Raw genomic sequence first — 12,202 nt, 5'->3', positions numbered from 1 at the left:
TTCTGAATCCATTATTTCTGAATCCATTATTTTTGAAGGTGAAGAGTAACAGATTCAAGACTTTGAGGACACAGTTGAACAAGATACAAAGATCAGACAAAAAACATCCCTATTCCTCATGTCTCAAGGGCTTTAAGCAATACTGAACATAAAATAATAGCTCTTGAGAGCAGGGGACTGACAAAATTCAATATTGCGATATTATTCTTTCTGGAAAAACTTACTCTTCTGGATTTGGATTCTTATATTCTATTATACTCTTGGGATTTTCAAATATTAAATTAATCTTAGAAAAAGAGAGTAGATGTGTGAAGAAATGATACAATCTTTCATGACGCTGACCACAACTATTCTTTAACTCATTTAACTAACCAAGGGGACTCATCCACATGGAGATTTCGTCTGAGTCCCCAATGGGAGTTACGGGAGGGGGCGATTGGCAGGCCGACGACGCTGGAGGAAATTCCTATGGCGCGGTTTTTTACGTTGGATGGGGAGACGGTGACGGGACAGCAAATTTTGCGGAATGAAAGGGGTCTGGCCCCTTTGTCGATTACTCATCAGGATGGCGATCGCACGGTGACGGTCCTGGCCAAAACGGCTATTAGGGGTCGAGAGAGGCTTCACAACCTCCCCCTCCCATTCAGAACCGTGCATGAGACTTTCACCTCACACGGCTCCTAGCTTGCTATCCCCTGTCATGGGTGCTGCATTGTCAGTTTGTGACTTAATGTCGTGGCAATGACGATGTAACAGTTGCAGGTTAGAATAATCGTTCTTACCACCTCTGGATTTAGGTTGGATATGGTCAATCTCAACCAAGTCCTCATGTGTGAAATACTGTCCACAATGATTACACCGTCCTTTTTGTCGTTTTATGAGTTTGGTGATTCGGGTGGAGATACCACCGTAGCCCTTGCTCATCCGTTTTGTCCAATAAGCCCAGTCTCCGTCATAGGGTGTTTTATTCCCCTTAACTTTGATATGTCTCTTAATGGAGGTCTCTGTATGTTTTGTCAGGGTTAGACCATCTTTTGTTTGAAAAGTCCATTTCCCATGCTTTCCTATTGCAAAGTAGTTTCCTAGCTTTTCATAGGATGCTTTTCCACATCGAGAGACCGTCCACGCCCTAAGTGCATTCCAAATCATATGATCGAGTTTGGAGAAAGTTTCCTTAGATATTACCGTTGAGTAATATCTACTCCAGCCTCTGATGATAGGATTTAGTTTATTAATGAGCGCCGCTTGAGGTGCGGTTCTGTGCCGCTTAATAACCTCTTTACAGGCATCGTAGTGGTTTTGCACAGCTTTCTTGGAGGGTTTGATACTCAACTGGTAGGGTTTTATCCTTCTTCCCGTGTTGACCCCTTTATGGATACTCACCGGGTAGTGCCGGATATTGAATCCTAGGAAGTCAAACCCAGGTTTTTCTTCATTCCATTCTGACAGGGTATTACATAACCGTGTCTTTTCTGGTTTGAGTTGTAAGCCAGCTGGTTTTAACCATTCCTCGATAAGTTGTCGGGCTTCTAGTACAACCTCTGGTGTGTTGGCTAACACCACAAAGTCGTCGGCATATCGAATGATTTTCGGGCTATAGGTTTGTTCTCTTTTCCCGTCAATAACCTTTGTTCTTGGGAAGCTATTGACAACCGATTCAATCATTCCGTGTAGGGCAATGTTAGCTAAGAGTGGACTGATGACCCCTCCTTGAGGAGTTCCCGCTTCTGTTGCCTCAAATACACCATTGTCCATAACTCCGGCTTTTAGCCATTGTTTGATACTCCGTTTGTACACAGAGGGACAATCTAGTTTTGACATAAGGTAATCATGGTTAATCTGGTCAAAACATTTAGCAATATCTGCGTCTAGTACGAATTGCTCTGTTTTGTGACATTTCTTATAGATGGCATCTATTGCATCGTGAGCTGACCGTCCAGGTCTGAAACCATATGATTCCGCTTCAAATAGAGCTTCCCATTGCGGTTCTAACCCTAGTTTAACCAAGGCTTGTTTCGCCCTGTCGTATATGGTTGGTATTCCGAGGGGGCGTTTTTCATCCCTTCCCGGTTTTGGAATCCATATTCGTCTTAGGCTTTTGGCTTTGCTGTTTTCTTTCAGCTTCTCAGCCAAGAGGAACCGGTCTTTAGGTTTGACAGATTTGACTCCGTCTATCCCTGCGGTTCGTTTACCTTGGTTATCCTGAGTTACCTTTCTTACAGCTAGTAACCTTGCGTAATAGGACTTATTAAGCAAACGTTGAAGGCGACGCGCTTTAACGCGGTTGCCACGACTTGCAGCTTGATAGATAGCTTTTTGCAACTTAAAGACCTTCCGTTGGATTTTACCCCAGGGTAGATTCTTCCATTCGTTGTTGTTCGTAGTCTTGGGTTTGAACCCTTTACTCGCTATCGACGTTTTCATTGCTACTGGACTCTCGTATCGGTTTACAAGCCGTAGTACGTCAGCTTATCCTTACCATTACAGTGAGGCATTTGCTTCTTACTACATCTCACCTCCATATCCCTTGCGCTTAGACTTATCACTTGTCTGACTTTCGACCATGTTCATCAGACAGGGAGTATGGGGTTATCTCATTCCATTTCTAAGGGTAATTCCGATTTAGGTTTGCTCTATCCCCAGGGGTATTTCTGAGTGTTAGGTGTAGGTAAATTATCAATTTCCCTACCTTTCCCCTTGCTCTTTTGAGCGCAGCCTATCAACTGATTTTGGCTACTCACTATTGACTGAGGTTCAAGTCGAGCATTCAACGTAATATTTAACCATGTCGGATTGTCGGTGGTCACGTTATTAGGTGTCAGTTCACCTTTAGTGCCTTGCCAAGCCCGCTTCAGTCCTGGAGTTGTCAATCCCAAAACTGGGGCTGCCTTTAGACGTGGGGTAGAGAATGTTACAAATTGTTAAGATTTATTACAATCTCTTAACACTACCCTTCTCAACCTTGGATTTGGTATCTGTTGTTACACTTTTACCATTTCCGTCGAGACTTAGAAACAGTTGTCAGGGGGGAACTTGGATTACTCCTCATTCACTTGAGACCCTTGCCCCTCATACGTTTCAGGCATTTCAGCCTTTGCTTTCGAGGGAACGATTCGCACTAATAAGAATAGTGTAGGACAGTCGCCAGCATCTGAAGGCAGAGGGCAGATGTTGGAGAAAGGGTAAAGTTTGCCTAAAAAGAAAGTCAGAACCCAATTACAGCAAGGCTTTTAGCCAAATTTCAGCGATTTTTAGGTTCTGGGGAGTCGCCAAATCTGCCTTGGGTTTTCACAAAATGCTCAATCCAACAAAGCCCAAGCCAAAAAACGCTCCGTATGATATAAAACAAGCTGATTACTGATCCCACAAAACACCGCATCAAAAGCGTGTTCAGCCCAAGGAACTTCCAGAAAAACCGCTAAATTCTTATCCCCTCGGAGTCGCTTATAAAGGTGGCGGCCAAACTTCCCTAAAACCAGATGGTCTTGAGCCGTATAAACTAACAGAGAAGGAGGAAGATCAGCTTGAAGATAATGCCACGGTGACGCTTGTTTATACAACTCTGGGAATTCCTCCGGAGTCCCACCCAGTAAGTCTCGCAGCACCGCACGGGTATCTAAAGGATCAGGAAACGGCAGATCATAATAACCGTTCGTCAGGTTCACAGGAGCATAATAATTAATTACAGCCCGAACCTGAATCGGACTTTCAGTATATCCGGCTAACATGGCTAAATGTCCCCCCGCAGACCGACCCATGATGACAACCCGATTGAGATCAACCCCTAACTCCTCCCCATGGTTGCGAATATACTGGAGTGCCGTTTGTACATCCTCTATTTGTGCGGGAAAGCGATAAGTTGGGGTATGACGGTAGGAGATAGCCAAGATAGTATAACCTTGATGGGCAAAATAGCAACTAAAGGCTTCATTTTTGCGGGGAGTTCCTTGTCGCCATGCCCCCCCATAAATCATAATGAGGGTTGGATATTTGCCCTCCGTTAAAGGACGGTAACAGTTGAGGGTGAGTTGTACCCCATCGGGACAAGCAAAGGGAATCTCTCGCTCAATACGAACCGGAGGGAGGGGGATGCCCCGGAAAATATCTTGCAGAATGAAGGGTTTAGGGCGCATTTGGGCTTGTTTTTCGGGGGGAATGGCTTGGAGTGCGTCAGACCCCAAAGCCTCCTCTATTGTCCTTGTAAAGCGTTTGTGGGTGGGGTAAAACTGGAGGAGGGGGAGCAGACTGAATAGGAAACCCAGTCCACTGCAAATGAGGGTGAGCAGGGGAAAGGGACTAAAACGGGAAAGCAGCAACAGAAGCGCGTTAAACCCCACTAACCCAGGACTCAACTCCCGTACACCAATTTCTAATGATAATAAGGCAAAAATTGGCGCAGGAATAATAATCCAGAGACTGAAAAACATCCCCACCCCACTTAATGCCAAGATCAGCCATTGTACGAACCAAACCCCATTCATCCCTGCTTCTCCAATTACCGAAAATCCTTATGTTTTGCCTATTTTCTTACCCGTAATGTTAACTTGAATGAGTACACTCATTAACAGAGATTGTGAAACAGCTTCAGGGTAAAGTTGCCCTAGTCACAGGAGCAACACGAGGATTGGGAAAAGGCATCGCTATTGGGTTAGGTGAAGCGGGAGCAACCGTTTATATTACCGGGCGAAGTCTTGAGACTTCTAGTGCGGTAGCGCAGAATATTACCGGGACTCTCAGTGAGACGCAACAGGCCGTTGAAGATGCCGGAGGGGTTTGTATTCCGGTTCAAGTGGATCATAGCGATGATCAACAAATTGAGGCATTATTTGCCCAAATTGACCGGGACCAAGAGGGACAACTGGATATTCTGGTGAATAATGTTTTTTCTGGGGTGCAGGCCCTTGCTAATGCCTATGGCGACCCCTTTTGGAAACATGACCCCCAACTGTGGGATGCGGTCAACCACGTGGGGTTACGGAGTCATTATGTGAGTAGTATTTTGGCGGCCCGTCTGATGAGTCAACGGGAAAACGGACTTATTTGCACCCTTTCCTCTTGGGGAGGACTGTCTTATATTTTCGGGGTTGCCTATGGGGCCGGAAAGGCAGCGTGCGATCGCCTGGCCGCCGATATGGCCGTCGAATTAAAACCCTACCAGATTACCTCAGTGTCTATCTGGCCCGGTATCGTCGGCACGGAACAAATGGGCCAATTGGCCCAAACCATGGACCCCGAAACCGATTCCCGTAATGTCGTCATGGCCGAGAAAATTAACTGGGAAACCCCCTTATTGACGGGACGTGCGATCGCAGCCCTAGCCGCAGACCCCAACAAAATGCGTTATACCGGAAAAATGCAGATTGTCGCCGAACTCGCCCAACGGTATAATTTTTCTGATCAAAACGGCGATCGTCCCGTCTCCCTGCGTTCCCTACGGTTTCTCTTTCTAGCTGCCTTCCCCCCCCTCCGTCGATACGCCCCCCTCATTCCCGATCTGAAAGTCCCTTGGTTTATACTGCTCTGGGGTAACTTAGCCTCTCCCAAACTCAAAAATTAACCCATGACAGAACTCAATCAAGCCGTAGTCGTCCTCACCGGAGCATCAGGAGGCTTTGGCCAACAGTTTACCCGACAACTCTTACAAGCAGGTAGTCATTTAATTCTCACCGATCTAGATAAAACCCGTCTCCAACAACAAGTTGCCCCCCTCCAAGAAGACATCACCACCGGAAAAGTCCTAGCCTGTTGGGGAATCGATCTCTCCCATCCCCAAGGCAGTCAAACCCTGTATGATGCCGTCCAAACCCTACATCAACCCGTTGATCTTCTCATAAACAATGCCGGAATAGGTCTTTATGGTCGCATGGATGAAGTCCCCCCAGAGCAATGGGAAACCCTAATGCAGGTGAATTTATTGGCCCCCATGCGTCTGAGTACCCTCTTTATGGCGGATATGATTCAACGACGCAAAGGACATATTGTTAATATATCCTCCCTTGCAGGTTGGATCGCTCTAGCAGGAATGGCCCATTATGGGAGTAGTAAATACGGCTTACGGGGCTTCACCGAAGGACTTTATCAGGAAGTGAAAGCCTATAACATTAAAGTGACCGGAGTTTATCCCTTCTTTAGTCGGACTCCTTTATTACAATCTAAACGTTATGGCAGTCTAGCCGAAGAAATCGGCGACATTGAAAGTATGGCCAGTGATCCCGCCCTCATTATCCAACGTACCCTCAACGCCATAGTCCAAGAAAAACTGCACGTTTTCCCCGATCGCACAGCCCAATTATTCGCGCTCCTGAAACGCTACGTCCCCAGTTTAGTCTATTGGGGGACAGAATACTTCAAGCCCAGAAAGTAGTTCAGTAGGGACGCGATGCTTGCGCCCAGCCCATTCCCCCATTAAAATCACTCTAACCAGTACCCAACCATGAACACCCAACAAAAACAACTCATCCTTGGTGCAGGGTTTGTGGGGTTAGGCATTGCCCAAGCCCTGAAAGCCGCCGGAATCGCCTATGATCAAGTGGATGCCAGCGATGATGTCGGGGGCAACTGGTATCATGGTGTGTACGAAACCGCCCATATCATTTCCTCCCGCAAAGTCACCCAATTCACCCATTATCCCATGCCGGAGCATTATCCCGACTTCCCCAGCGCCCAACAAATGCGGGATTATCTCCAAAATTTTGCCGATCATTTCCACCTCCGGCCTAACATTGAACTACAACGCAAAGTCACCGCAGTCCACCCCATTGCCGATCACCTCTGGAAAGTCACCTTTGCCAATGGAGAACAGCGCATTTATAAAGGAGTTGTCCTATGTAATGGCCATCACTGGTGTAAACGATTCCCAGACTTTACCGGAAACTTTAGCGGGGAGATCATCCACTCCAAAGATTATAAACAACCCGACCAACTACGAGGAAAACGAGTATTAGTCATTGGGGGAGGAAACTCGGCCTGTGACATCGCCGCAGAAGCAGCACGAGTGGGGGCTAGAAGTGTGTTAAGTTTGCGAGAGTCGGTGTGGTTTCTCCCCAAAACCGTTGCAGGAGTCCCCCTAGTTGATATAGTCCAAGGTTGGATGCCAGAAGCCTTACAACGGCTTCTCGCCTACAGTATCATTCGCCTCACCTTTGGGAAACATGAACAATACGGGATGACAAAACCCCAATATCGCATCTTTGAGAAGCATCCCACCTTAAATGATGAAGTTCCCTACTATATTAAACACGGTCGCATTACCCCGAAACCCGAAGTCCAACAGTTAGCCGGAGACAACGTTGAATTTGCCGATGGCAGTATTGAGGCATTTGATCTCATTGTCTGTGCCACAGGGTATCATGTAGCTTATCCTTTCCTCCCCTCAGACCTTCAGAGAGTGCGAGGCCCCATTGTGGACTGTTATGGAGGAGCTTTTCTCGCTGATTATAAGGGATTAGCCTATATGGGATGGGGCCAAGTGCGAGGGGGAGTCGGGTCCGTCATTGCTGCCTATGGGCCCCTCTTTGCCCGTTTGCTGCAACTTCAGGATGAGATTAATGTCCCCTTGGGGTTAGTCTTTAAATCTATGGGACAATCCTTACCAAAAACCCATCTCTCAGACCCTCACCAAACCTTTCGCCTGTTAAAATTGCTCCAATGGGGCTTTCCGTTAGTGAGGAAAAAAGCCCATCAGGTGGACGCAAAACATCGGTTAAAGAATTAGAGAAGTTGGAACAGATTTTAGCCTTAACGGTTCGGTTGTGGGAGGACTCCAACACGCACCTCTAAATCAACAGTTTTCCCAGTCCGGACCACCGTCATGGGCAACTCATCCCCCACTTCTACCTCAGCCACCAATTGCTGCACCTGAGACGCTTCGGTGATTTCTCGGCCTTGAATCCGTTTAATCACATCTCCCGCTTCCAATCCACTCTGATCCGCAGGGGAATTATTCATCACCCCAACAATTAACACTCCTTCCTCGGTCCCCAGTCGCTGGCCCGTCTCTTGTTGGAATTTAGCGGCAATTTCTGGGGTAACTTCCGTCATGCGAATGCCCAAGAAAGGATGGTCCACAGACCCCTCCGCAATCAGTTGATCGGCAATTTCCTTCGCTTGATTAATAGGAATAGCAAACCCTAATCCTTGTGCATTGCGGATAATAGCGGTATTCACCCCGATCACTTCCCCATGGGTATTAATTAATGGGCCACCAGAGTTACCCGGATTAATTGCTGCATCGGTTTGGATGAAATTCACCCGCTTATCGGGGACTCCAATTTGTGCGCTGGTGCGGCCTGTGGCACTAATAATGCCCGTAGTGACGGTATTATCTAAACCGAGGGGATTGCCAATTGCGATCGCCCATTCCCCAGGATCAAGACTATCAGAATCCCCCAATGCAACAGTAGGTAAATTCTCCGCATCCACCTCTACCACGGCCACATCCGTAATGGGATCAACCCCCACCACACGGCCATCTAAACTGCGTCCATCTTTTAACGTCACCGTCACCGTATCCGCACCACTGACCACATGAGCATTAGTGAGAATCTTCCCATCGTCCTCAATAATAAACCCTGAGCCAGACCCCTCTTGCACTCGTTCATCAGGAATTTGTCCCCCGAAAAACCGTTCAAAAAAGGGATGATCTGGAGTATTAACGGCCACCGTCCGCGACGCATCAATACGCACTACGGCCCCTCCCACTTGTTTCACCACATCGGCCACAAAATTCTCTGATCTCCCACTGGGAAGTTGGGCCACTTGGGGAGATGCTAAAGCGGCCCCAGGGGTGGCCTCTTGGGTGGCCTCTCCTGCGACAGGGTTAGAAACGGTGTTGTTTTGGGAATACCAGTAACTGCCCGCAAATGCTAAACCGGCCCCAACTAGCAGTAAAGACAGATTTTTCTTGAATCCAGCGAATTTATCGGTCTGTTGGTGATCTTGTGCCATAATGTATCCTTCCTGATAAGTGTGAGTTGTGGTAAGAGTTTGTCTAAGCTAAGAATTAGTCTTAATTGGCTTTAATATATAGCGAGAACCCCCACTACACCCATCATGCCTTGTCTTTCCTTTGAGCTTCAACCCAGAAATAAACCCAAGCGAAGAAAAAAGGAAAGGAAGATACATCACTTCCCCCTTTCCTTGCTAAAGGGGTGAGTCAGCTTAACTGCTTTGTGTTAAATTACACATCACATAGGAGCAAGAGATGAGTAAGATTTGGTGTGGGTGCTGACTATTCTTAGAATAAACAGGGGATATGACGAAGCTATCTCAAAGATGTGTCAATCCTGTGACATAAGCATTAAGATATTCTTGATCCGTTCCTAGTAAGCATTCAGCTATCAGCCTTTACTCCGTCAGCTTAAAACTAACATTCCGTTGGTGAAGTCTCTCAAACCCATCTTCCCCATCTCCCGACACCCGACACCCTCTCCGCATACAGATCACAGAATTGCCCAATGGGGACTGATATCATAGGCTAAAGAAGCCTAATTATTGTTTATCCCCCTTTTCCCAACGGTGTTTTTATGCCACTGACCAACACTGGAAGTATTCTGGCATCCCTAACGCAACTCAGCCAACTCAATCGTACCAGTGTTTTGACCGATCGCGTCAAAGACTTGTCGATTAATGAATTTATCTGTTTGTTGGACTTCATCACCGCAGAATTCCAACAATTTTTACGTGCCATTGACATGATCAACAACGAAGCTCTAGAAACTATGCTAGAGCAAGTCATGGATGCGTTTACCCTGAAAATTGGTCAAATTCTCCAAGCGGACCGGACTTTAATTTTCCTAGTGGATAGCGAAAAAGGGCAACTGTGGGGCAAAATTCATCATAATGATCCCAATAAGTCCCGTGATCTCCGTCTTCCCCTCAACGTCGGCATTGCAGGCCGGGTGGCCATTTCCCAAGAACCCGTCAATATCACAGATGCCAGCACTGACCCTAAGTTTAACTCAGAAATCGACGGTTTCCCCCACTATACCACCAAAACCCTCCTCTGTATGCCCATTATTAGCAGCAGTAATCAGGTCGTTGCAGTGGTGCAATTAATTAATAAAGCGGGAGATATTCCCTTTAATGAAGAAGACAAACAACGGTTTCGAGATTTTGCCGCTTCCATTGGCATTATTTTAGAAACTTGTCAATCTTTTTATATGGCGGCTCGGAATCAACGGGGGGCCGCAGCATTATTAAAAGCAACGGCAAGTCTAGGGCAAAGTTTAGACCTCGAAGCTACCTTAAAATCGGTCATGGAGCAAGCACGAAAGCTCATGAAGGCTGACCGCAGTACCCTATTTATGCTCAGTAAAGAAACGGGGGAACTCTGGAGTAAAATCCCCACTGCCGATGAGAAGAAATTACTCGAAATTCGCATTCCCGCAGACCGAGGAATCGCAGGTCATGTGGCTTCTACGGGAAAAACGGTAAATATTGCCGATGCGTACCAAGATGAACGTTTTGACCCTTCGACAGACCAAAAAACGGGATATCGCACGCAAAGTATTCTCTGTATGCCTGTGTTTAATTCCAGTGGAGACTTAATTGCAGTAACCCAGTTAATTAATAAAGAAAATGGGAGTTTTACCCGGTCTGATGAAGAATTCATGCAAGCGTTTAATATTCAAGCGGGAATTGCTTTAGAAAACGCTAAACTTTTTAAAGCAGTATTAGCAGAAAAACAATACCAAAAAGATATATTACAAAGTCTCTCAGATGCCGTTATCTCCACCGATTTATTAGGTAAAATTGTTACCATTAATGATGCTGCCTTAGAACTATTAGGCTGTCCCGAAGAATATCACAATAACCCAAAATTAGAGCAATTATGGGATTATCATTTAATCGGACGGTTTGTTTGGGATATTTTCCCCATTGAGCATTTAAAATTCAGACTCACTGACAGTTTAAACCAAGGCGCAAAACATTACGTTCCAGAACAGTCTTTATATGTTGGGGTTGCGGAGAGTCAAACCCTGAGTCAAACAGGGCAACCCTTACCCATTCTAGCCATTCCCATTGATGCCGAGCAAAAAGAGTATTTACCGTGGAATGATCTCAATGAGGAACATCCCACTTATCTTTCCGTTGAGAAACAGGAAGTCCAACCCATTGAACGCAGTGTCAATTTAACCGTTAATCCCTTGACTAACCCGGATGGAGAAGTGCGGGGAGGATTGGTTATTTTAGAAGATATTAGTAATGAAAAACGAATAAAATCAACCCTGTATCGTTATATGACTCCCAGTGTGGCCGAACAGGTGATGGCCTTGGGAGAGGACAAAGAGAGTATGATGATCGGGGAACGAAAAGAAGTGAGCATTCTGTTTTCTGATATTCGCGGTTACACCACCCTGACCGAAAATTTAGAAGCAACGGAAGTGGTAACGTTGCTGAATAAGTATTTTGAGACGATGGTGGAGTCAGTTTTCGAGTATAAGGGAACTTTGGATAAATTTATTGGGGATGCGTTAATGGCCGTTTTTGGCGCACCCTTGCCCTTACCGGAGAATCATGCTTGGATGACAGTACAATCGGCCTTAGATATGCGTCGTCGGTTAGCAGAGTTTAATCAGTTGCGGTTATTTGATCATCAACCGCAAATTCGTTTTGGAATTGGCATTAGTTCCGGGGAAGTGGTATCGGGGAATATTGGGTCTCAGAAACGGATGGATTACACTGTCATTGGGGATGGGGTTAATTTGAGTTCTCGGTTGGAGAGTCTGACTAAAGAGTATGGGTGCGATATTATTTTAAGTGAGTCCACGTATCGGCTATGTCAAGGGCGCGATCGCTTGTGGGTCCGAGAACTCGACAAAACCCGCGTCAAAGGCAAAACCAAAGCAGTCACCATCTACGAACTCCTCACCACCAAAAAAAACGGCCTTGATCTACACACCCAAGACTTTTTAGACATTTATCATCAAGGCCGAGAAGCCTATTTACAACGCCATTTTACCAAAGCCCAGACCCTCTTTCTAGCGGCCAAAGACCTCCGGCCCCACGATAAACCCACCCTCATCCACCTCCAACGGTGTCAAAGATACCAAGAAACCCCACCCCCAGAGAATTGGGATGGAGTTCATATTATGATGACCAAGTAGGTTGGGGGGAATGCCGTTAAGGGAGATGGAGAGGATAGGGGAGATGGAGAGGATAGGGGAGATGGAGGAGATAGGGGAGATGGAGAGGATAGGGG

At 46.4% G+C, this 12,202-nt stretch carries 8 protein-coding genes; 4 read left to right on the top strand and 4 right to left on the bottom strand.

Annotated elements, in window-relative coordinates:
* Window positions 1–420: 420 nt before the first annotated feature.
* The 3 genes from PN462_RS16365 to PN462_RS16355 all read right to left on the bottom strand — a co-directional run bounded on the left by PN462_RS16365 (window position 421) and on the right by PN462_RS16355 (window position 4,481).
* Window positions 421–657, bottom strand: coding sequence for a hypothetical protein (locus tag PN462_RS16365; RefSeq protein WP_272129888.1), 237 nt, complete (start codon window positions 655–657; stop codon window positions 421–423).
* A 12-nt stretch (window positions 658–669) separates the two neighbouring features.
* Window positions 670–2,424, bottom strand: a complete 1,755-nt coding sequence (ltrA, locus tag PN462_RS16360) for a group II intron reverse transcriptase/maturase (RefSeq protein ID WP_272129887.1) — start codon at window positions 2,422–2,424, stop codon at window positions 670–672.
* 875 nt (window positions 2,425–3,299) lie between these two features.
* On the bottom strand, window positions 3,300–4,481 hold the full coding sequence (locus PN462_RS16355; RefSeq protein ID WP_272129886.1) for an alpha/beta hydrolase: 1,182 nt from the start codon (window positions 4,479–4,481) through the stop codon (window positions 3,300–3,302).
* Window positions 4,482–4,573: 92 nt separating this feature from the next.
* On the opposite strand from PN462_RS16355, the gene PN462_RS16350 reads away from it, so the two are divergent.
* From PN462_RS16350 to PN462_RS16340, 3 genes are all read left to right on the top strand, one after another.
* Window positions 4,574–5,557 carry an SDR family NAD(P)-dependent oxidoreductase gene (locus PN462_RS16350; protein ID WP_272129885.1) on the top strand — a complete coding sequence of 328 codons (984 nt, stop codon included), beginning with the start codon at window positions 4,574–4,576 and terminating at the stop codon, window positions 5,555–5,557.
* A gap of 3 nt (window positions 5,558–5,560) precedes the next feature.
* Window positions 5,561–6,364, top strand: a complete 804-nt coding sequence (locus tag PN462_RS16345) for an SDR family NAD(P)-dependent oxidoreductase (protein ID WP_272129884.1) — start codon at window positions 5,561–5,563, stop codon at window positions 6,362–6,364.
* A gap of 69 nt (window positions 6,365–6,433) precedes the next feature.
* Window positions 6,434–7,714 (top strand): flavin-containing monooxygenase, encoded by a 1,281-nt coding sequence (locus tag PN462_RS16340; protein WP_272129883.1) that lies wholly within the window; start codon window positions 6,434–6,436, stop codon window positions 7,712–7,714.
* 23 nt (window positions 7,715–7,737) lie between these two features.
* On the opposite strand, the gene PN462_RS16335 is transcribed toward PN462_RS16340, so the two are convergent.
* Window positions 7,738–8,946: an HhoA/HhoB/HtrA family serine endopeptidase gene (locus PN462_RS16335; protein WP_272129882.1), complete on the bottom strand. Its 1,209-nt coding sequence runs from the start codon at window positions 8,944–8,946 to the stop codon at window positions 7,738–7,740.
* Between the two features lie 578 nt (window positions 8,947–9,524).
* Here PN462_RS16335 and PN462_RS16330 point away from each other — a divergent pair.
* Window positions 9,525–12,107: an adenylate/guanylate cyclase domain-containing protein gene (locus PN462_RS16330; RefSeq protein WP_272129881.1), complete on the top strand. Its 2,583-nt coding sequence runs from the start codon at window positions 9,525–9,527 to the stop codon at window positions 12,105–12,107.
* Window positions 12,108–12,202: the final 95 nt, after the last annotated feature.

This window comes from Spirulina sp. CS-785/01 (assembly GCF_028330525.1).
In the GTDB taxonomy this organism is placed as follows: domain Bacteria; phylum Cyanobacteriota; class Cyanobacteriia; order Cyanobacteriales; family Spirulinaceae; genus JAQMSD01.
The sequence above is the reverse complement of the archived record's forward strand: the minus strand, read 5'-3'. Positions and strand labels throughout refer to the sequence as shown.